18 protein-coding genes are annotated in these 21,214 nt (G+C 70.9%); 8 read left to right on the top strand and 10 right to left on the bottom strand.

Translation table 11 applies throughout. The features are described 5' to 3' along the window. The 5 genes from ACWDX6_RS00310 to rfbA all read right to left on the bottom strand — a co-directional run bounded on the left by ACWDX6_RS00310 (position 1) and on the right by rfbA (position 4,518). A complete protein-coding gene (locus ACWDX6_RS00310) occupies positions 1-504 on the bottom strand; it encodes a hypothetical protein (protein WP_451482699.1) in 504 nt (167 codons plus the stop codon). 158 nt (positions 505-662) lie between these two features. Next, the gene (proB, locus tag ACWDX6_RS00305; RefSeq protein ID WP_451482933.1) at positions 663-1,790 is read right to left on the bottom strand and encodes a glutamate 5-kinase; all 1,128 of its coding nucleotides are present in this window, start codon (positions 1,788-1,790) and stop codon (positions 663-665) included. Between the two features lie 120 nt (positions 1,791-1,910). After that, on the bottom strand, positions 1,911-2,888 hold the full coding sequence (galE, locus tag ACWDX6_RS00300; protein ID WP_451482698.1) for a UDP-glucose 4-epimerase GalE: 978 nt from the start codon (positions 2,886-2,888) through the stop codon (positions 1,911-1,913). A 94-nt stretch (positions 2,889-2,982) separates the two neighbouring features. Further along, positions 2,983-3,591: a dTDP-4-dehydrorhamnose 3,5-epimerase gene (rfbC, locus tag ACWDX6_RS00295; protein WP_451482697.1), complete on the bottom strand. Its 609-nt coding sequence runs from the start codon at positions 3,589-3,591 to the stop codon at positions 2,983-2,985. A gap of 57 nt (positions 3,592-3,648) precedes the next feature. Then, on the bottom strand, positions 3,649-4,518 hold the full coding sequence (gene rfbA / locus ACWDX6_RS00290; protein WP_451482696.1) for a glucose-1-phosphate thymidylyltransferase RfbA: 870 nt from the start codon (positions 4,516-4,518) through the stop codon (positions 3,649-3,651). A 103-nt stretch (positions 4,519-4,621) separates the two neighbouring features. Between rfbA and rfbB the strand changes: the two genes are divergently transcribed. The 8 genes from rfbB to ACWDX6_RS00250 all read left to right on the top strand — a co-directional run bounded on the left by rfbB (position 4,622) and on the right by ACWDX6_RS00250 (position 13,858). Further along, positions 4,622-5,611 (top strand): dTDP-glucose 4,6-dehydratase, encoded by a 990-nt coding sequence (gene rfbB / locus ACWDX6_RS00285; RefSeq protein ID WP_451482695.1) that lies wholly within the window; start codon positions 4,622-4,624, stop codon positions 5,609-5,611. Continuing rightward, positions 5,608-6,489 (top strand): dTDP-4-dehydrorhamnose reductase, encoded by an 882-nt coding sequence (rfbD, locus tag ACWDX6_RS00280; RefSeq protein ID WP_451482694.1) that lies wholly within the window; start codon positions 5,608-5,610, stop codon positions 6,487-6,489. The genes rfbB and rfbD overlap by 4 nt, the downstream gene beginning before the upstream one ends. Continuing rightward, positions 6,486-7,754 carry a lipopolysaccharide biosynthesis protein gene (locus ACWDX6_RS00275; RefSeq protein WP_451482693.1) on the top strand — a complete coding sequence of 423 codons (1,269 nt, stop codon included), beginning with the start codon at positions 6,486-6,488 and terminating at the stop codon, positions 7,752-7,754. The genes rfbD and ACWDX6_RS00275 overlap by 4 nt, the downstream gene beginning before the upstream one ends. Positions 7,755-7,908: 154 nt before the next feature. Further along, on the top strand, positions 7,909-8,307 hold the full coding sequence (locus ACWDX6_RS00270; RefSeq protein WP_451482692.1) for a DUF2304 domain-containing protein: 399 nt from the start codon (positions 7,909-7,911) through the stop codon (positions 8,305-8,307). After that, entirely contained in the window at positions 8,304-9,035 is a 732-nt protein-coding gene (locus ACWDX6_RS00265; RefSeq protein ID WP_356890468.1) for a glycosyltransferase family 2 protein, read from the top strand. Before ACWDX6_RS00270 ends, ACWDX6_RS00265 begins: the two co-directional genes overlap by 4 nt. Beyond that, positions 9,032-9,940, top strand: coding sequence for a glycosyltransferase family 2 protein (locus tag ACWDX6_RS00260; RefSeq protein ID WP_451482691.1), 909 nt, complete (start codon positions 9,032-9,034; stop codon positions 9,938-9,940). Before ACWDX6_RS00265 ends, ACWDX6_RS00260 begins: the two co-directional genes overlap by 4 nt. A 48-nt stretch (positions 9,941-9,988) precedes the next feature. Further along, complete coding sequence (locus ACWDX6_RS00255) at positions 9,989-12,256, top strand: bifunctional glycosyltransferase/CDP-glycerol:glycerophosphate glycerophosphotransferase (protein WP_451482690.1); 2,268 nt, start codon at positions 9,989-9,991, stop codon at positions 12,254-12,256. Between the two features lie 60 nt (positions 12,257-12,316). Further along, entirely contained in the window at positions 12,317-13,858 is a 1,542-nt protein-coding gene (locus ACWDX6_RS00250) for a hypothetical protein (protein ID WP_451482689.1), read from the top strand. Positions 13,859-13,947: 89 nt separating this feature from the next. On the opposite strand, the gene obgE is transcribed toward ACWDX6_RS00250, so the two are convergent. The 5 genes from obgE to ACWDX6_RS00225 form a co-directional block, all read right to left on the bottom strand. Beyond that, positions 13,948-15,387: a GTPase ObgE gene (gene obgE, locus ACWDX6_RS00245; RefSeq protein WP_451482688.1), complete on the bottom strand. Its 1,440-nt coding sequence runs from the start codon at positions 15,385-15,387 to the stop codon at positions 13,948-13,950. Between the two features lie 107 nt (positions 15,388-15,494). Continuing rightward, on the bottom strand, positions 15,495-15,749 hold the full coding sequence (gene rpmA / locus ACWDX6_RS00240) for a 50S ribosomal protein L27 (RefSeq protein WP_356890480.1): 255 nt from the start codon (positions 15,747-15,749) through the stop codon (positions 15,495-15,497). Between the two features lie 14 nt (positions 15,750-15,763). Further along, positions 15,764-16,084 (bottom strand): 50S ribosomal protein L21, encoded by a 321-nt coding sequence (rplU, locus tag ACWDX6_RS00235; RefSeq protein ID WP_114036861.1) that lies wholly within the window; start codon positions 16,082-16,084, stop codon positions 15,764-15,766. Positions 16,085-16,283: 199 nt separating this feature from the next. Next, on the bottom strand, positions 16,284-17,186 hold the full coding sequence (gene galU / locus ACWDX6_RS00230; RefSeq protein ID WP_451482932.1) for a UTP--glucose-1-phosphate uridylyltransferase GalU: 903 nt from the start codon (positions 17,184-17,186) through the stop codon (positions 16,284-16,286). Between the two features lie 103 nt (positions 17,187-17,289). Further along, positions 17,290-21,060, bottom strand: a complete 3,771-nt coding sequence (locus ACWDX6_RS00225; protein ID WP_451482687.1) for an Rne/Rng family ribonuclease — start codon at positions 21,058-21,060, stop codon at positions 17,290-17,292. Between the last annotated feature and the right edge of the window lie 154 nt (positions 21,061-21,214).

Here is a 21,214-nt window from a genome sequence, read left to right as displayed (position 1 = left end):
TCAGTAGGGGTGCACCCCCACCGGGGCGGCGGGCGGCGGGCCGTAGCCCTCGGCGATCCGCTGGTGGTAGGTCTCGCGGTCGATGACCTCCAGGCCGACGATCTCCCAGGGCGGCAGCTTGGCGCTCTGCCGGTGCTCGCCCCACAGCCGGAGCGCGACCGCGGCGGCGTCGTGGAGGTCGCGGGCCTCTTCCCAGTACCGGATCTCCGCGTGATCATTGGCGTAGCGGCTGGTCAGCAGGAAGGGGTGGTCGTGGGCCAGCTGCTCGAGGCCTCTCCTGACCTCCGTCAGCGGGGCCTCTGCCCCGGAGACGCTGAGGGTGATGTGCCAGAGCTTCGACACGACCACCTCCCGCTCCTCGGCGCGTGCCTCACGGGCCGAGGCGACCCGTCCCTCGACGCCGGTCGCGTTCTCCTCGACGTCGAAGTCGGCTCCGGCCTCGACACTCGTCAGGGCGCGTTCGGCCGTCCCGCGGGGCACTGCCCCTGGGCGCGCTCGTCTCACCGGCGGCCTCCTGTTTGATGCGTGTGGTGCTGTACCCCGACTTGTCTTGCCCCCGAGACAAAGTTGACCAGCCCGAGGCGGCACATGGGGCGGTTTTGGTGAAGGTCTCTACCGGATGACCGGAGTTTCGGCCGTTTCCTCGCGGGATCCCCACGGAATCAGGGGCGGACCACCACGAGGTCGTCGCGGTGGACGACCTCCCGCTCGTACTCCGGTCCGAGCTCCTTGGCGAGTTCGGGAGTGGAGCGGCCGAGCATCCGGGGGATCTCCTTGGCGTCGAAGTTGACCAGCCCGCGGGCGACGGGCCGGCCTTCGGTGTCCCGCAGCTCCACCGGGTCACCGGCGACGAACTCGCCCTCGACGGCGGCGATTCCCGCGGCCAGCAGCGACTTCTTGCCCTCGACTACGGCCCGTACGGCTCCGTCGTCCAGGGTCAGGGACCCCTGCGGGGTGGAGGCGTGGGCGAGCCAGAGCAGCCGGTCGGCCGAGCGGCGGCCGGTGCGGTGGAAGTACGTGCCGGTGTCCCGGCCGTTCAGGGCGTCGGCGGCGCGGCTGGCGGAGGTGAGGACGACCGGGATGCCGGCGGCGGCCGCGATCCGGGCCGCCTCGACCTTGGTGACCATGCCGCCGGTGCCGACCCCGGCCTTGCCGGCCGAGCCGATCTCGACGTGGGCGATGTCGGCGGGCCCGGTGACCTCGGCGATCCGCGACGTGCCGGGCTTGGACGGGTCCCCGTCGTACAGCCCGTCGACGTCGGAGAGCAGCACCAGCAGGTCGGCCCGGACGAGGTGGGCGACGAGGGCGGCGAGCCGGTCGTTGTCGCCGAAGCGGATCTCGTCCGTGGCGACGGTGTCGTTCTCGTTGACGATCGGCAGGGCGCCCATGGCGAGCAGCTGGTCGAGGGTGCGGTAGGCGTTGCGGTAGTGGGCGCGGCGGCTGGTGTCGTCGGTGGTGAGCAGCACCTGTCCGACGCGGACGCCGTAGCGGGCGAAGGAGGCGGTGTAGCGGGCGACGAGGAGGCCCTGGCCGACGCTGGCGGCGGCCTGCTGGCGGGCGAGGTCCTTCGGGCGGCGGGTGAGGCCGAGCGGGGCGAGACCGGCGGCGATGGCACCGGAGGAGACGAGCACGATCTCCTTCTCGCCACCGCTGCGGACCTTGGCGAGGACGTCGACGAGGGCGTCGACCCGGTCGGCGTCGAGACCGCCGGACGCGGTGGTCAGCGAGGACGAACCGACCTTGACGACGATCCTGCGGGCTTCCGTCACGTACTGCCTGGCCACTGTCACCTGCGTCGTCCTCACTCGTCTCTCCCCGCGTCGCCGGGCGCGTCCGGCCCCGCACGCCTGCCGCGCCCACCTGCCGCGACTGCCAGGCAATCTACGCGAGCGGCGACGGCCTCCGCCCGGCTATTCCGCTGGGTGGACGCGGCTTCGCCAGGCCGAGGCGATCATGGAACGGACGTCGTGACGGGCCTTCCAGCCCAGCTCGGCGGAGATCCGCTCGCTGGAGGCGACGACCTTGGCCGGGTCGCCGGGGCGGCGCTCGACGACGTCGGGGGTGACGTCGAGTCCGGTGACCTCGCCGATGAGGTCGATCATCTCCCGTACCGAAACCCCTTCGCCGCGGCCGACGTTGAAGGTGAGGTCGCCGGCCTCGCCGGCCGCGGCGCGCTCGTCGAGCCTGCGGGCGACGGCCAGGTGCGCGTCGGCGATGTCGGCGACATGGATGTAGTCGCGGACGCAGGTGCCGTCGGGCGTCGCGTAGTCGTCGCCGAAGACCAGCGGCGGCAGACCGGCGTCGAGCCGCTGGAAGACCATCGGGACCAGGTTGTGGACGCCGGTGTCGGCGAGTTCGGGCGCGGCCGTGCCCGCCACGTTGAAGTAGCGCAGGCAGGCGGTGGCGATGCCGTGGGCGCGGCCCGCCGCGCGGACCAGCCATTCGCCGGCGAGCTTGGTCTCGCCGTACGGGCTCAGCGGCAGGCACGGCGTCTCCTCGGTGACGAGTTCGACGCCGGGCGTGCCGTAGACGGAGGCCGAGGAGGAGAAGACGAAGCGGCGGACGTCCGCGTCGACGGCGGCGTCGAGCAGGACCTGAAGACCGGTCACGTTCTGCTCGTAGTAGAAGAGCGGGCGTTCGACGGACTCGCCGACGGCCTTCTTCGCGGCGAGGTGGACGATGCCGCGGACGCCGTGCTCGCGCAGGACGCGGTCGAGGAAGGGGCGGTCGAGGACGGTGCCCCGCTCCAGCGGCACACCCTCGGGCACCCGGGCGGCGTCGCCGCCGCTGAGGTCGTCCACGACGACGACCCGCTCGCCGGCGTCCGTCATGGACGTGACGACATGGGAACCGATGTATCCGGCACCGCCGGTGATGAGCCACGTCATCCGGGCAGCCTAACCCGTACGCCGACGGCCCGGCGGTCCCTCGCGGGGGCCTCCGGGCCGTCGGCGTACACGTGCGTGATCAGCGGTACCGAGCTCAGCCGGCGGTGGTGCCGAGCGAGCGGCGGAACGCCAGGCAGTCCTCGTAGACGGGCAGGATGCCGGCCTCGCGGGCCTCGGCCAGCGTGGGCCCCTGGGCGTCCTTGGCGGACAGCTCGGGCTCGCCCGTCACCGGCCACTCGATGCCGATCTCCGGGTCGAGCGGGTACACGGTCCGCTCGCGCTCGGGGGCGTACCCCTCGGAGCAGAGGTAGGCGACGGTCGCGTCGTCGGTGAGCGCGCAGAAGCCGTGGCCGAGCCCCTCGGAGAGGTAGACGGCGTTGCGCTCCTTCTCGTCGAGGCGCACCGCCTCCCACTGCCCGAAGGTCGGCGAGCCGACCCGGACGTCGACGATCACGTCGAGCACGGCACCGCGCACACAGGTCACGTACTTGGCCTGCCCGGGCGGGACGTCGGCGAAGTGGATGCCGCGCAGGACGCCCGCCGCGGAGACCGACATGTTGGCCTGCTTCAGAGCGAGCGGGTGGCCGACGGCCTCGGCGAGGCTGTCCGCCTTGTACCACTCGAGGAAGAGACCACGGGCGTCCCCGTGCTGCTGCGGGACGAATTCCCAGGCACCCTCGATACCAAGGGGATTGACCTTCATTACGGAGTCCTTATATCGGTGCGATATCAGTGCGGTGACGCCTCGAATACGGAGCTGCTATGCCTCGTGCTTGAGGAGGTCCAGCAGATAGTCGCCGTAACCGCTCTTCGTCAGCGGTTCCGCGAGGGCGCGCAGCTGGTCGTCGTCGATGAATCCGGCCCGCCAGGCGGCCTCTTCCAGGCAGCCGATCTTCATGCCCTGGCGCTCCTCGACGACCCGCACGTACTCGGACGCCTGGACGAGGGACTGGAAGGTCCCGGTGTCCAGCCAGACGGTGCCGCGGTCCAGGACGGAGACCTGGAGCTCCCCGCGGTCGAGGTAGTACTTGTTGACGTCGGTGATCTCCAGCTCGCCCCGGTCGCTCGGCTTGAGGCCCTTGGCGATCTCCACGACACGGCTGTCGTAGAAGTAGAGGCCGGGGACGGCGTAACGGGACTTGGGGTTCTTCGGCTTCTCCTCGATGGAGCGGGCGCGGCCCTGCTCGTCGAAGTCGACCACGCCGTACGCCGTCGGGTCGGAGACCGCGTGGGCGAAGACCACACCGCCGTCCGGGCGCTGGAAGTCGGCCAGCTGCCGGCCGAGGCCGACGCCGTGGAAGATGTTGTCGCCGAGGATCAGCGCGACGGGCTCGTCGCCGATGAACTCCTCACCGATGACGAACGCCTCGGCGATGCCCGCGGGGCGCTCCTGCGTGGCGAACTGGATGTTCAGCCCGAAGTCCGAGCCGTCGCCGAGCAGCCGCTCGAACTGGGGGCGCTCCTCCGGGCCGGTGATGACCAGGATGTCCCGCAGGCCGGCCATCACGAGGGTCGACAGCGGGTAGTAGATCATCGGCTTGTCGAAGACCGGCATCAGCTGCTTGGACACGGCACGGGTGATCGGCCAGAGCCGGGAGCCGGTACCACCGGCAAGCAAAATTCCACGCATGGTCCTGCACCCTACGACAGCCCCGGGGTGCCCGCCGCCACCGCACGGGTGACACCCGCCACTGAACGGCGGGCAACGGGGAGACCATAGAATGGCGCCCCTTATGAAGATTCTCGTCACCGGCGGCGCCGGCTTCATCGGTTCTCAATTCGTGCGGGCACTCCTTCTGGGAGAACTGCCCTCGGGCCAAGACGCCCACGTCACGGTCCTGGACAACCTGACCTATTCGGGCAACGAGGCGAACCTCCTGCCGGTGGCCGACAAGGCGGGTTACACCTTCGTCCACGGCGATATCCGCGACTTCGCGACGGTCGACGACGTGATGCGCGGCCAGGACGCCGTCGTGCACTTCGCCGCCGAGTCCCACGTGGACCGCTCGATCATGGACGCCTCCCCGTTCGTGACCACGAACGTGCTGGGCACCCAGGTCCTCCTCGACGCCGCGAAGCGCCACGGCGTCGGCCGCTTCGTGCACGTCTCCACGGACGAGGTCTACGGCTCCATCGCCGAGGGCTCGTGGACCGAGGACTGGCCCCTCGCCCCGAACTCCCCGTACTCGGCCTCGAAGGCCGGCTCGGACCTGCTGGCGCTCTCGTACCACCGCACGCACGGCATGGACGTCGTCGTCACGCGCTGCTCCAACAACTACGGGCAGTACCACTTCCCCGAGAAGATGATCCCGCTGTTCACCACGAACCTGCTGGACGGGAAGAAGGTGCCGCTGTACGGCGAGGGCCTGAACATCCGCGACTGGCTGCACGTCTCCGACCACTGCCGCGGCATCGAGATGGTGCTGCGCGGCGGCCGGGCCGGTGAGGTCTACCACATCGGCGGCGGCACCGAGGTGACCAACAAGGAGCTCACCGGCATGCTGCTCGAAGCCTGCGGCGCCGGGTGGGACATGGTCGAGCACGTCGCCGACCGCAAGGGCCACGACCTGCGCTACTCCCTGTCGATCGCCAAGATCCAGGAGGAGCTCGGTTACACCCCGCTCGTCTCCTTCGAGCAGGGCCTGGCCGACACGGTCGCCTGGTACCGCGACAACCGCGACTGGTGGGAGCCGCTCAAGGCGAAGGCGGCGCTGTCCGCATGACGCGCTGGCTGATCACGGGTGCGGCCGGCATGCTCGGCCGCGACCTGACCGAGGTCCTGCGGGAGAGCGGGGCGTCCGTCACGGCGCTGACGCGCCAGGAACTGGACATCACCGACCCGGAGGCGGTCCGCGCGGCGGTCGCCGGCCATGAGGTCGTGGTCAACGCGGCCGCGTGGACCGATGTCGACGGCGCGGAGGCCGACGAGGCCGCGGCGACCCGGATCAACGGCGAGGGCGTGCGCGTCCTGGCCGGGGCCTGCGCCGAGCAGGGCGCGGTCCTGCTCCAGGTCTCCACGGACTATGTCTTCCCGGGCGACGCCGACCGGCCGTACCCGCACGACGCCCCCACCGCGCCGGTGAACGCCTACGGCCGCAGCAAGCTGGCCGGTGAGCGGGCGGTGGCCGAGCTGCTGCCCGAGCGCGGCTATGTGGTGCGCACGGCCTGGCTGTACGGCGCGCACGGCCGCAACTTCGTCTCCACGATGCTGAAGCTCGCCGAGCAGCGCGAGACCGTCGACGTCGTCGACGACCAGCGCGGCCAGCCGACCTGGACCGGCGCGCTCGCCCGTCAGCTGCGCGATCTCGGTGAGGCGGCGGTGGCGGGCAAGGCCCCGGCCGGCGTCTACCACGGCACGGCGACGTCCACGGCGACCTGGTTCGACCTGGCGCGGGCCGCCTTCGAGCTGTCCGGGCTCGACCCGGAGCGGGTGCGGCCGACCACGTCGGAGAAGTTCGTCCGTCCGGCGCGCCGCCCCTCGTACAGCGTTCTGGCGCACGAGCGGTGGGCCGAGGCGGGCGTCGCCGAGCAGCCGCACTGGCGCGACCAGCTCACCGAGGCGCTGCGGTCGATGACCTCCGGCGGGCGGCCGGACGCGTGAGTCTGCTCGATCGCATCACCACCGCGTTGCCGCAGGGCACGGCGTTCGTCGGCGCCGGCACCGCGGTCCTGGGCGTGGCCAGCTATGTCCATCTCGCCGCGGCGGGCCACACGCTCGCCGTGGACGACATGGCGAGCTTCTCCGTCCTGTGGACCGTGGTGTTCTCCATCGGTCTGGGCCTCTTCTTCCCGGTCGAGCAGGAGATCACCCGGGTCGTGGCCTCGCGGGTCGTGGCCGGTGACGGGGCGCTGCCGGTACTGCGCCGCGGTGCGGCGCTCTCCTTCGGGCTGCTCGCGGTGGTGCTGCTGCCGATGTCGCTGTTCGGGCGAGAGCTGGCGGACCTCTTCTTCCACGGTGATGTCGGTCTGGTGGTCGCGATGGGCGGCGCCTTCGCGGCGCTGGCGCTGGCGCATGTGACCCGGGGGGTGCTCGCGGGTCTGGGCCGGTTCCAGGCGTACGGGCTGCAGCTCGGGCTCGACGGCGGTCTGCGGATCGTGATGTCGCTGGCGCTGGCGCTGGCGGGTGTCCGTTCCTCGTTCGCGTTCGCGGCGGTGCTGACGGTGGCTCCGCTGATCGCGGTGCTCGTCACGCTGCGGCCGGTGTTCCGGGGGGCCCGTCAGGGCTCGGCGGCGCACTGGCGTGAGCTGATAGAGCACCTGGGCCTCCTTGTGGGTTCGACGCTGCTCGCCCAACTCCTGGTCAACATCGCGGTGATCAGTACGAAGCTGATCGCGACGGACGACAACGAGCTGGTCACGGCCCTGCTGGCGGCGCTGGTGCTCGCCCGTGTCCCGCTGTTCGTCTTCGGGGCGTTCCAGGTGTCGCTGCTCGCCGGCCTCTCCTCGGCCGCGGCCGAGGGCGACACACAGGGTTACCGGAGGCTGCTCCTGCGGGCGGCGACGGTGACGGGTGGCCTGGGGGTGGCCGGGGGGCTCTGCGCGGTGGCGCTGGGGCCGCTCCTGCTGCCCGTCTTCTTCGGCGCCCCGGACGTGCTCGGACCGGTCGATTTCGCGTGGCTCTCGCTCGGAACGACGCTGTACATGCTGGCCATGGTTCTGGGGCAGGCACTGCTCACGAGCGGTGGCTCGAGGCAGCAGTTGCTGGCGTGGATCGTGGGTACGGTCGTGCTGGTGGCGGTTACTCTCAGTCCGCTCGAACTGCGTACCAGGGTGGAGATCGCCTACGCCGTGGGGTCGCTCGCGGTCGTCACCAGCATGATTCTCGCCCTTCGCTCTCGTGTAGGCTACCGTTCGGTGCACTCATAGGAATGATCACCATTCCCTCACTCTCCGTAACCATCGCGGCGGACAGTGGACTGCAATTCAAGCGGCTCATTTCTCCCAGCCGCTCAGCCCGGAAGAGTAGACAGGCCCTTTCCATGAGTCGTCCGATACACCGGAGTCCGGCATGAAGTTGTGGATGCTGACTTCGGTCACCGGAGTCATTCTGGTCGCGTGCATCGTCGAGCTCCTGCGTCGGCGCAAGCTCAAGGAGAAGTACGCGTTCCTCTGGGTGATCACCGGCCTGGTGATCATTCCGCTCGGGTTCTTCCCGTCCCTGCTCGACTCGGTCGCGCGTGCGGTGGGGGTCGCCTCGGGCGTCAGCCTCATCCTGTTCCTCAGTGTGGCGTTCCTGTTCATCGTCTGCCTCCAGCTGAGCTGGGAGGTCGGCCACCTCGAGGAGGAGGGCCGGACGCTGTCGGAGGAGGTCGCGCTGCTGCGGATAGACGTACAGGAACTGCGGGCACAGGCATCGGCCGCCCAGCAGGAACCGGCCGGGGAGATGGCCGACTCGGCCGAACAGGGGGGCGGCAAGTGATCGACGGCAAGCGCGTACTGATCATCATGCCCGCGTGGAACGAGGCCGACGGCGTCGCCGACGTCATCAAGGAGGTCCACACCACGCTGCCGGGTGTCGACGTCCTCGTGGTCGACGACGGCTCGGCCGACGGCACGTCCCGGGTGGCCAAGGCCGCCGGCGCGACCGTGATGACCCTCCCGTACAACCTCGGCGTCGGCGGCGCGATGCGGGCCGGTTACCGCTACGCCCACGACCGCGGCTACGACGTCGCCATCCAGGTCGACGCGGACGGGCAGCACGACCCGCGCAACGTTCCCGAACTCCTGGCCCGCCTGGGCCACTCGGACCTGGTCATCGGCGCGCGCTTCGCCGGCACCGGCGACTACGAGACCCGCGGCCCGCGCAAGTGGGCCATGCTCGTCCTCGCCTTCTGGCTCTCGCGCATGGCCAAGTCCAAGCTCACCGACGTGACCTCCGGCTTCCGCGCCTGCAACCGCGACCTGATCGACGTGTTCGCGCACTGGTACCCCGTCGAGTACCTCGGCGACACCGTGGAGAGCACCATCGCCGTCGTCCGGGCGGGCTACCGCATCGAGCAGGTCCCGGTGGCCATGCGCCCCCGCGCGACCGGCACGCCCAGCCAGTCGCCCTGGAAGGCCACGCTCTACCTCGGACGCATCGGCATGATCCTGCTGCTCGCCCTGAGCCGCCGGTCCGCCCTCGGCCCGGCGCGGAAGGGCAAGTGACCGCGGTGGAGACGCTCGACATCATGCTGCCGCACTACGGCGACACCGGTCTGCTCCAGGCCGCCGTACGCAGCGTGCTCGACCAGACCGACAAGGACTGGCGGCTGACCGTCGTCGACGACGGCCGCGAGGAGGGCGTACCCGAGTGGTTCGCCTCCCTCGGCGACAGCCGGGTGCGCTACATGCGCAACGAGCGGAACCTCGGCATCACCAAGAACTTCCGCAAGTGCGTGGAGCTGGTGGAGTCCACCCACTTCACCATGCTCGGCAGCGACGACCTGCTGCTGCCCGACTATGTGGCGACGATCCGCGCCGCGATCGAGGCGGTCCCCGACGCGGCGATCTACCAACCGGGCGTCGAGGTCATCGACGAGCACGGCAACCCGTCCACCACGCTGGGCGACGAGGTCAAGAAGCGGCTGTACGCGCCGAAGGACAAGGGCCGCCGACTGGTCCTGTCCGGCGAGCCGCTGGCCGCGAACCTGCTCGGCGGCAACTGGCTGTACTTTCCCTCGATCGCCTGGCGTGCCGACGCCGTCAAGGAGATCAGCTTCCGCGAGGACCTCTCGGTCATCCAGGACCTGGCTCTGATCATCGAGTTGATCCGGCGCGGGGAGAAGCTGGTGGTGGAGCCGGTGACGGCGTTCCGCTACCGGCGCCACTCCGGCAGCCTCTCCTCGGCCGAGGCCGTGACCGGCGCCCGCTTCGGCGAGGCCGTGCGGTTCTTCGACGAGGTGGCCGTGGAGCTCGAGCGGCACGGTTGGCCGAAGGCCGCACGGGCCGCGCGCCGGCACCTGTCGATGCGGCTCCACGCGCTGACCCTGCTGCCCGGAGCGCTGCGACAGCGCCGGACCGACACGATACGCACCCTCCTCGGCTATGCCCTGTCCTCGAGTCAGCGCTGATCAGGTTGTCAACGCCCTGTCTCCCACGTCAGATTCCACGGTATTGAGATGACACAGACGCATTCTTCCTTCAGCTCCGCGACGCCGCGGTTCAGCATCATCGTGCCCACCTTCAAGGTCGAGGCGTTCCTCCGGGACTGCCTGGACTCGGTGTTGGAGCAGTCGTTCCGGGACTACGAGCTGATCGTCGTCAACGACTGCTCTCCGGACGGGTGCGGGGAGATCATCGACGAGTACGCACGGGCGGACTCCCGCGTGGTCGCGATGCACCTGGAGAAGAACGTCGGTCTCGGCAAGGCCCGCAACGCCGGCATGGCCCAGGCGAAGGGCGCGTACCTGCTCTTCCTCGACAGCGACGACACGATGCTGCCCGGCTCGCTGGCCGCCATCGCCCAGCGCATCGAGGAGACCGGCGACCCGGACCTGGTCGTCTTCGACTACTCCCGCACCCACTGGGACGGCCGCGTCGCGCCCAACAGCCTGGCCCACGTGCTGGCCGAGGCCGCGAAGCACGGCTCCTTCACCCTGAAGGAGCAGCCGGAGCTGCTGATGCTGCTCCAGGTGGCCTGGAACAAGGCGTACCGCCGCGAGTTCATCGAGCAGTGGGGCTTCCAGTACCCGAGCGGTTACTACGAGGACACCCCCTGGACCTACCCGGTGATGATCGCGGCGGAGTCGATCTCCGTCCTCGACCGGGTCTGCGTCTACTACCGCCAGCGGCGCCAGGGCAGCATCCTGCACTCCACCAGCCGCAAGCACTTCGACGTGTTCGACCAGTACGACCTCGTCTTCGAGTTCCTCGCCCAGAACCCCCGGTTCGACGAGTGGCGGGCGACGATGTACGAGCGGATGATCAACCACTTCCGGGCGGTCGAGTCCTCCCCCGGCCGTCTCCCGGACGACGCCCGCGCGGAGTTCCGCGAGCGCTGGCAGCTCGCGGACCGCACCCACCGCCCCGAGGGGCTGCCCGAGATCAAGCCCAAGGGCGCGCTGATCCCGGCCAAGCACCGGGCGAAGGCCCGCAAGACCGTCCACGCGCTGCGCAAGCAGAAGTCCCTGGGCGCACGGCTGAAGCGGAAGCTCCGCAAGCGGGTGCTCTCCGCCTACTACCGCGCCCAGCGGATGCTGCCGATCCAGAAGGACGTCGCGGTCTTCTCCGCGTACTGGGGCGCCCGCTACGCCTGCAACCCGGCGGCCATCGACGAGAAGATGCGCGAGCTCGCCCCGGGCATGCGTGCCGTGTGGGTCATCAAGGACGGCTCCGACGCCCTCCCGCCGAAGGGCACCGTCACCGTCCACCCGGGCTCGCTCGGCTTCTGGAAGGCGATGGCCCGCGGCAAGTACTTCGTCAACAACGTCAACTTCGCGCCCTCCGTGGTCAAGCGCCCCGGTCAGATCCACCTCCAGACGCACCACGGCACCCCGCTCAAGCGGATGGGCGTCGACCTGGCGGAGTACCCGGTCGGCCGGCGCGGCATGAACCTCCAGCGCCTGATGGACCGCGTGGACCGCTGGGACTACAGCCTGACGTCCAACAGCTTCTCCACCGCCATCTGGGACCGCGCGTACCCCTCGTACTACGAGCCGCTCGGCTACGGTTACCCGCGCAACGACATCCTGGTGAACGCCACCGCCAAGGACGTGGCCGCGGCCCGCGCGAAGCTCGGCCTCGCCGAGGGCACCAAGGCGGTCCTCTACACGCCGACGCACCGCGACTACCACGACGGCCCCCAGCAGATGCTGGACCTGGACCGGTTCGCCGAGGCCCTGGGCGAGGAGTGGACCGTCCTGGTCCGGGCGCACTACTTCTACTCCCAGCAGAGCCTGCTCGCCGGGGGCACCAGCGGCAGTGCCCGGCTGGTGGACGTCAGCGCGTACCCGTCCGTCGAGGAGCTGTACCTCGCGGCCGACTGCCTGCTGACCGACTACTCCTCGGTGATGTTCGACTACGCCAACCTCGACCGGCCGATCGTGATCTACGCGAACGACTGGGAGGTGTACCGCACCACCCGCGGCAGCTACTTCGACATCACCGTCGAGTCCCCCGGTCTGACGCTGCGGACCGAGGAGGAGCTCACCGAGGCCTTCACCTCGGGCCGCTGGAACAGCGAGGAGTCCGACAAGGCCCGCGCCGAGTTCCGCAAGAAGTTCTGCGAGTTCGACGACGGACGAGCGGCCGAGCGCGTCGTGCGCAAGGTGTTCCTCGGCCAGGACGGTGTTCCGCCGATGCTGCCCCTGGGTGAGCGTCCGGTGCCGCCGCGCCCGGGCCAGGAGCGGCCGGCGCAGCCGGAGCCCCGGGACCGAGAGACCGTCTAGACCGATTAACCTGTTCGACTGGTCCATCCGTCCGCCCTCGATCAGCCCTGCGGAGCCGAGTTGAAACTCCCGCGCATCCCCTACCTCAGCAAGCAATGGGAGAGGGTCCCGCAACAGCGCCGACTGCCCCTCGCCGTCTACGCGACGACCCAGGCGCTGTTCCTGCTGTGGTGGGCCGCGTTCTATCCCGGCGCCCTGAGCTACGACTCGATCACCTACGTCTGGCACGTCACCACCGACAACTGGATGTCCAACCACTCCGTGGCCTACGACGGCCTGGTGTGGCTGTCGCTCAACGTCACGGGTGATCTGGCGGTCCTGACGCTGGCTCAGACGATCGCCATATCGGCGACCCTCGCCTACTGCGCCGGCACCCTGCGGGAGTTCGGGGTGCGCCAGCGGTGGGCGGCCATCGCCGCGGTGGTTCCCGCGCTGGCTCCCCCGACGGCCGTCTTCATCATCTTCGTGTGGAAGGACGTGCCGTTCGTCATCGGCGCGATCCTCGCCTTCGGTGCGGCGGGCCGCCTCGCGGCGCGCCGCGCCCGTGGCGAGCAGGCAGAGCGGGACCGCGTGTTCTACCGCGACGTCGCGCTGCTCTTCCTGGGCTTCCTGGCCCTGGCCGTGTTCCGGAACAACGGCCTGCTGGTCGCCGTGGTCGCGGCGCCGATCCTGCTGCTCGCGCTGCCGAAGATGCGCCGGTGGGTGGTGGCCGCGACGGCGGTACCGGTGATGATCATGCTCACCCTGACCACCGTGATCTACCCGGCGGCCGGTGTGAAGACCCCGCCGAAGGACGCCGTGTACGCGTTCTTCTACGCGGACATCGCGGTCGCCTACAAGCAGCGTCCCGGCTTCTTCACCAAGGAGGACAAGGCGCTGATGTCGGACATCGCTCCGCTGTCCCACTGGGGCGGCCGGGCCGGCAACTGCTACAACGCCGACTGGGCGATGGAGTCGCCGCCGATGGACCGGCCGCTGGCCGCGAAGCGCAACGACGAGCTGATGGCCCTGTGGCAGCGCGTCATGAAGCGGACGCCGGACCTCGTCATCGGCGCGCGGGTGTGCCGGGCGCACATCGCGTGGGCGGTCTTCCCCGGCCCCAAGGAGCTGCGGGCGAACACGCTGCTGAGCGACCCGCAGACGTCGAAGACGCTGTTCAGCTACCTCAAGTGGAACGAGGAGATCAAGAACAGCGAGTACCGCCCGATCCTGAAGATCCGTCCGCTGTCGGAGCCGCTCCACAAGGTCGCCGACTTCTCGTGGCGGGCGAGCAAGGTCCCGCAGTTGCAGTGGCTGCTCTTCCGCGGGGCGATCTGGTGCTACGCCACGTACGCGATCGTGCTGCTGTTCCGGCGCCGTACGAAGCTGCCCGGAACGTTCGCGCTGCTGTCGGTGTCGCTGGGCCTCCAGCTGACGGTGCTCGCGGCCAACCCGGCGCCGCTGTGGCGCTACATGATCGGCCCGATCTTCATCGGCATCCTGCTCCTGCCGCTGCTGGGCGCGAAGCCCCGCTTCGGCAAGCAGACGGACCCGAAGCCCGGGAACACCCCGAACCGGGAGAGCGAGCCGGAACCCGAAGCGGTTCCGGCACCGGTCGCCTGACGTCGGCGGCACACAGCGAAGGGCCCGGCCCGACCCCCTCAGGGGTCGGGCCGGGCCCTTCGTCACTCCCGTTCAGGACGGGTGTCGTCCTAGAACGGGTTGAACTCGTCGAACTCCTGCTGTGCCTCGTCCCGCTCCGCATCGCGGTCGCGGCGGCGCTGGGCCGCCGGGCGCGGGGCTTCGAGGCGGTGGTCCTCGCCGCGGCGGCCGAGCATCTCGGCGCCGGCCATCATCGTGGGCTCCCAGTCGAAGACGACCGCGTTGTCCTCGGAGCCGATCGCGACGCCGTCGCCCGCGCGGGCGCCCGCCTTCATCAGGGCGTCCTCGACGCCGAGGCGGTTGAGGCGGTCGGCCAGGTAGCCGACGGCCTCGTCGTTGTTGAAGTCGGTCTGGCGGACCCAGCGCTCCGGCTTCTCACCGCGCACGCGGTAGACGTCCTCGTCCGCGTCGTACGTGACGGTGAAGCCCGTGTCGTCGACCGCCTTCGGGCGGATGACGATCCGGGTCGCCTCCTCCTTCGGCTTGGCCGCGCGCGCCTGCGCCACGATCTCGGCGAGGGCGAAGGACAGCTCCTTCAGGCCCGTACGCGCCACGGCGGACACCTCGAAGACCTTGTATCCGCGCGCCTCCAGGTCCGGGCGGATCATGTCCGCGAGGTCCTGGCCGTCCGGGATGTCGATCTTGTTGAGGACGACGATCCGGGGACGGTCGTCGAGCCCGCCGTACTGCTTGAGCTCCTCCTCGATCACATCGAGGTCGGTGACCGGGTCGCGGTCGGACTCCAGGGTCGCCGTGTCCAGGACGTGTACGAGGACCGAGCAGCGCTCCACATGGCGCAGGAACTCCAGGCCCAGGCCACGGCCCTGGCTGGCGCCCGGGATCAGGCCCGGTACGTCGGCGATCGTGTACACGGTCGAGCCGGCGGTGACCACGCCCAGGTTCGGGACGAGGGTGGTGAAGGGGTAGTCCGCGATCTTCGGCTTGGCGGCCGACAGGACGGAGATGAGCGAGGACTTGCCCGCGCTCGGGTAGCCCACCAGCGCCACGTCGGCGACGGTCTTCAGCTCCAGGACGATGTCCCGCGCCTCGCCGGGCTCGCCGAGGAGCGCGAAGCCGGGGGCCTTGCGGCGGGCGGAGGACAGCGCGGCGTTGCCGAGGCCGCCGCGGCCGCCCTGGCCCGCGATGAAGGTGGTGCCCTGCCCGACGAGGTCGGCCAGCACGTTGCCCTGCTTGTCGAGGACGACGGTGCCGTCGGGCACGGTCAGGACGAGGTCCTGGCCGTCCTTGCCGGAGCGGTGGTCGCCGGCGCCGGGCTGACCGTTGGTCGCCTTGCGGTGCGGCGAGTGGTGGTACTCGAGGAGCGTGGTGACGGCCTGGTCGACGACCAGGATCACATCGCCGCCACGGCCGCCGTTGCCCCCGTCCGGGCCGCCGAGCGGCTTGAACTTCTCCCGGTGGACGGAGGCGCAGCCGTGGCCTCCGTTACCCGCGGCGACATGCAGTTCGACGCGGTCCACGAAGGTGGTCATGGGTGTGCCTCCATCTACTTACGTGCGGAATGTCTATCTAGTAACACGCGAAAGGCGGACCCGCTTCCCCTTACGGGAAGTGAGGTCCGCCTCCGCAAAAGAACCGATCAGGCGACCGGAACGATGTTCACGACCTTGCGGCCACGGTGGGTGCCGAACTGCACCGCACCGGCGTCGAGCGCGAACAGCGTGTCGTCGCCGCCACGGCCGACACCCGAACCCGGGTGGAAGTGCGTGCCACGCTGGCGGACCAGGATCTCACCGGCGCTGACGACCTGACCGCCGAAGCGCTTCACGCCGAGCCGCTGAGCGTTGGAGTCGCGACCGTTCCGAGTGGACGATGCGCCCTTCTTGTGTGCCATCTCTCCTCAGTCCCTTACTTCGCAGCCGTGGGGATGCCGGTGACCTTGATCGCCGTGTACTGCTGGCGGTGGCCCTGGCGACGGCGGTAGCCGGTCTTGTTCTTGTAGCGAAGGATGTCGATCTTCGCGCCCTTGTGGTGGTCCACGACCTCGGCCGTGACCTTGATACCGGCCAGGACCCACGGGTCGCTGGTCACGGCGTCGCCGTCGACAACGAGCAGGGTCGAGAGCTCGACCGTGTCGCCAACCTTGGCAGTGGAAATCTTGTCAACCTCAACGATGTCGCCGACAGCAACCTTGTGCTGGCGACCACCGCTGCGCACGATGGCGTACACGCGGATCTCTCTCTCACTCGGGAACGGTCCCCTGATGCCAGCCGCTCACACGGGCCGAAGCCCGTGGTGATCCGGAAGTGGACGAGCGGCCTCTCCCGGCGGACCGGGAGGAGGGTGCTCAGGGGGGTGGCGTGCCATACGACACGCCGACGGTCAAGGTTACGGGCCGGTGCGGCAGGGGGTCAAATTCAGGTGACCGTCACGCTTCGGCGGTCTCCGCGACGAAACCGCGCAGCCAGGCGCGGAACTCGGGGCCCAGGTCCTCCCGCTCGCACGCGAGACGCACGATCGCCCGCAGATAGTCGCCGCGGTCGCCCGTGTCGTAGCGGCGCCCCTTGAAGACGACACCGTGGACCGGCCCGCCCACGGCCTCGTCCCGCGCCAGCGTCTGCAGGGCGTCGGTGAGCTGGATCTCCCCGCCCCGGCCCGGCTCGGTCTCGCGCAGCACGCCGAAGACGGCCGGGTCGAGGACGTAGCGGCCGATGACGGCGTAGCCGCTCGGCGCCTCGGCCGGGTCCGGCTTCTCCACCAGACCGGTGACCCGTACGACGTCGGCGTCCTCGGTCGGCTCGACGGCGGCGCACCCGTACAGATGGATCTGCGCCGGGTCCACCTCCATCAGGGCGATGACGCTGCCGCCGCGCCGGGTCAGGACCTCCAGCATCCGGGCGAGCAGCGGGTCGCGCGGGTCGATCAGGTCGTCGCCCAGAAGGACGGCGAACGGCTCGTCGCCGACGTGCGGGGCCGCGCAGAGCACCGCGTGCCCGAGGCCGCGCGGGTCGCCCTGCCGGACGTAGTGCATGGTGGCGAGCTCGCTCGACTCCTGCACCTTCGCCAGCCGCTCCTCGTCGCCCTTGCGGGTGAGGGCGGACTCCAGCTCGTGGTTCCGGTCGAAGTGGTCCTCGAGGGGGCGCTTGTTGCGCCCCGTCACCATGAGGACGTCCGGCAGGCCCGCCGACACCGCCTCCTCCACCACGTACTGGATGGCGGGCTTGTCGACGACGGGCAGCATCTCCTTGGGAGTGGCCTTCGTCGCCGGCAAGAACCTCGTGCCCAGACCGGCGGCGGGGATGACCGCCTTGCGGACACGCGTGGTGGGGATGTTGTTCACGGGCTGGTCCCTGTTTTCCGAATCTCGTGTCAAAGCCGTGTGGGCCGTCCTCGGGCGAGGACGGCCCACACGGGCCGGCTGCGTCGGTGCCCCGTCAGTCCTGCGCGGGGGCCGCGGTCTTCTTGGCAGCCTTCTTGGCGGTCGTCGTCTTCTTCGCCGCCGTCTTCTTGGCGGTCGCCGTCTTCTTGGTGGCGGCCTTCTTGGCGGTGGCCTTCTTGGCCGTCTTGCGCGCCGTCTTCTTGGCCGGGGCGGCTGCCTCGGCCTCGGACGCCGCCTCGGACACCGCCTCGGACACCTCGCTCGCGGGCTCGGCGGCGACCGGGGTCTCGACCACCACGACGGCGGCCTCCTCGGCGGCACCGGCCGGGGATCCGGCGGGAGCGGTGACCTTGCGGACCACCCGGCGGCGGGCCTTCGGCGGGGCGGCCACGGGGGCCTCCTCGACGACCGGCTCCGGCTCCGGCTCCACGACGGGCTCGGGCGCGGCCTCGACGACCGGCTCGGGCTCCACGGCGGGCGCCGGGGCGGGCGAACCCGCCGGGGCCGTCGCCTTACGGGTGGCACGGCGGCGGGCCTTCGGCGGGGCGGCCACCGGGGCCTCCTCGACGACCGGCTCCGGCTCCGGCTCCACGACGGGCTCGGGCGCGGCCTCGACGACCGGCTCGGGCTCCACGACGGGCTGCCGCTCGACGACCGGCGGGCCGGCGGGCGCGGAGGCCTTGCGGGTCGCCCGGCGACGGCCACGGCCGCGCGTCGCGGCGGCCTCGGCCTCGGCAATGCTGCTGTACAGCTCCTCGTCCGGGCGGAAGGGCTCCTCCACGGCGATCGGAGCGGCGACCTCCGCGGCCAGCTCGGCCTCGGTCTCGACACCCTCCGCCTCGGTCTCCGCCGCCGCACCCTCGACGTGGTCGTGCTCGTGCTCGACGCCGCCGCGGCCGCGCTTCTTCGCGCGCTTGCCGCCACCGCCGCCACCCGGCGCGGTCGGCTGCTCCATGTGCACGATCACGCCGCGGCCGTTGCAGTGGACACAGGTCTCGGAGAACGACTCCAGGAGGCCCTGGCCGACCCGCTTGCGGGTCATCTGGACCAGGCCCAGCGAGGTGACCTCGGCCACCTGGTGCTTGGTCCGGTCCCGGCCCAGGCACTCCAGGAGGCGGCGCAGCACCAGGTCGCGGTTGGACTCCAGGACCATGTCGATGAAGTCGATGACGACGATGCCGCCGAGGTCGCGCAGGCGCAGCTGGCGCACGATCTCCTCGGCCGCCTCGAGGTTGTTCCTCGTGACGGTCTCTTCGAGGTTGCCGCCCTGACCGGTGAACTTGCCGGTGTTGACGTCGACGACGATCATCGCCTCGGTCTTGTCGATCACCAGCGAGCCACCGCTCGGCAGCCAGACCTTGCGGTCCAGCGCCTTCATCAGCTGCTCGTCGATCCGGTACGTCGCGAAGACGTCGACCTCGCTCGTCCACCGGGACAGGCGGTCGGACAGGTCCGGCGCGACATGGGAGACGTACCCGTGGATGGTCTCCCACGCGTCGTCGCCGCTGACGATGACCTTCGAGAAGTCCTCGTTGAAGATGTCGCGGACGACGCGGACGGTCATGTCCGGCTCGCCGTAGAGAAGGGTCGGCGCGTTGCCGCTCTTCGCCTTCTTCTGGATCTCCTCCCACTGCGCCTGCAGACGCTCGACGTCACGGCGCAGCTCGTCCTCGCTCGCGCCCTCGGCGGCGGTGCGCACGATGACGCCCGCGTCCTCGGGGACGATCTTCTTGAGGATGGTCTTCAGACGGGCGCGCTCGGTGTCCGGGAGCTTGCGGCTGATGCCGGTCATCGAGCCCTCGGGGACGTACACGAGGTAGCGGCCCGGCAGGGAGACCTGGCTGGTGAGGCGCGCGCCCTTGTGGCCCATCGGGTCCTTCGTCACCTGGACGAGGACGGACTGGCCGGACTTGAGGGCGGTCTCGATGCGGCGCGGCCCGTTGGCCATGCCGAGCGCCTCGAAGTTGACCTCACCGGCGTACAGGACGGCGTTGCGGCCCTTGCCGATGTCGACGAAGGCGGCCTCCATCGACGGCAGGACGTTCTGGACCTTGCCCAGGTAGACGTTGCCGACGTACGAGGTGGCCTGCTCCTTGTTGACGTAGTGCTCGACGAGCACGTTGTCTTCCAGGACGCCGATCTGGGTGCGCTCGCCGTTCTGGCGGACGACCATCACGCGCTCGACGGCCTCGCGGCGCGCCAGGAACTCGGCCTCGGTGATGATCGGCACACGACGACGGCCCTGCTCGCGGCCCTCGCGGCGACGCTGCTTCTTCGCCTCCAGACGCGTGGAGCCCTTGATGGACTGCACCTCGTCGGACGGCTCGGCCTTCTCGCGGGCCGGGCGCGGCTCGCGGACCTTGACGACCGTACGGACGCCCTCCTCCTCGGCCGACTCGGTGTCGGTGTCGGTGGAGGCGTCACCGCTGCGGCGGCGACGGCGACGGCGGCGCCGGGAGCTGCTGGTGCCGGCGGCGGACGGGGTGCCGCCCTCGTACTCGTCGGACTCCTCGCCCTCGTCCTCGGACTCGTCGTCCTCGGCGTGGGCGGCCCCCGACTTCTCGGCCTCCTCGGACTCCTCGTCCTCGGCCTCCTCCGCCTCGGTGAGTTCACCGCGGCGACGGCGACGGCCGCCACGGCGGCGTCGGCGGGACGGCCGGTCCTCGTACTCGTCGGACTCCTCGGCCTCCACGGCCTCCGTCTCGGGCTCCTCCGCCTCGACCTCGGGCTCGTCGGCCACGGTGGCCGGGACGGGCTCGACGGCGACGGGCTCGACGTGCTCGCCACGACGGCGACGGCGACGGCGGCCGGCGGGCTCGGCCGGTTCGGCGGACCGAGCGGCCTCGACCGGCTCGACCGGCTCGACGGTCTGCTCTTCCTCCTCCGGCTCCTGGGCCTCGGCGGCAGCGGCGGCGGCCGCGGTCTCCGGGGTCTGGAACATGGGCTCGGTGAAGACCGGGGCCTGGAAGACGGCGACGGCGGGGCGCGTGGCGCGACGGCGGCGCGGCGCCTCCTCGGCGGCCGGGGGCGTGGGGGCGACGGCCGGCTCGGAGGTGAACTGCGGCGAGGTGGCACGGCGGCGGCTACGACCGCGGGTGGCGGCCTTCTCGGCGGCGGCGACCTCGGGCTCGTTCTCGCCGGTGGTGATCTGCGCGACGGTCTCCTGCGGCAGGCTCTCACCGGCCGGAGCGGCCTCCGGCGAGGTGGCCTTGCGGGTGGCACGACGACGGGTACGCGGCGCGGGCGACTCCTCCGCCGCGGCCGCCTCTACGGCCGCCTCCGCGACGGGCGTCTCCACGGCCGGGGCCTCCACGACCTGCTCGGCCGGCGCCTCCGGCGAGGTGGTCTTGCGGGTGGCACGACGACGGGTACGCGGCGCGGGCGACTCCTCCGCCGCGGCCGCCTCTACGGCCGCCTCCGCGACGGGCGTCTCCACGACCTGCTCCGCAGGCGCCTCCGCCGACGTGGCCTTGCGGGTCGCACGACGACGGGTACGCGGTGCGGGCGACTCCTCCGCCGGGGCCGCCTCTACGGGCGCCTCGGGCGTCTCCACGGCCGGGGCCTCCACAGCCTGCTCCGCAGGCGCCTCCGGCGACGTGGCCTTGCGGGTCGCACGACGACGGGTACGCGGCGCGGGCGACTCCTCCGCCGCGGCCGCCTCTACGGGCGCCTCCGCGACGGGCGTCTCCACGACGACCTCGGCGGTGGTGTCCGCGGCGACCGGGGGTCCGGCCGGGCGGGAGGCTGCGCGGCGCCTGCGGCGGGGCGGCAGCCTGTCACCAGGTGCGTTGTTGTTCTCTGTGTCTTCTTCGTGCTGCTCGAGCATGCGGGGTTCTCCCGTCACGCTCCCGGGCGCCGCGCCTTGTTCCGGTCCGGCGGCACGATCGCGCGCGATGCGCGGTACCGCCGTCCGGGGCGCGGGCGCCGCACGGGAGCTGATGTCTGGCTCGCCGGTTCCGTACGCCCTGTGCATACGGCCT

It is taken from the genome of Streptomyces sp. NPDC003027 (assembly GCF_053591435.1).
The sequence above is the reverse complement of the archived record's forward strand: the minus strand, read 5'-3'. Positions and strand labels throughout refer to the sequence as shown.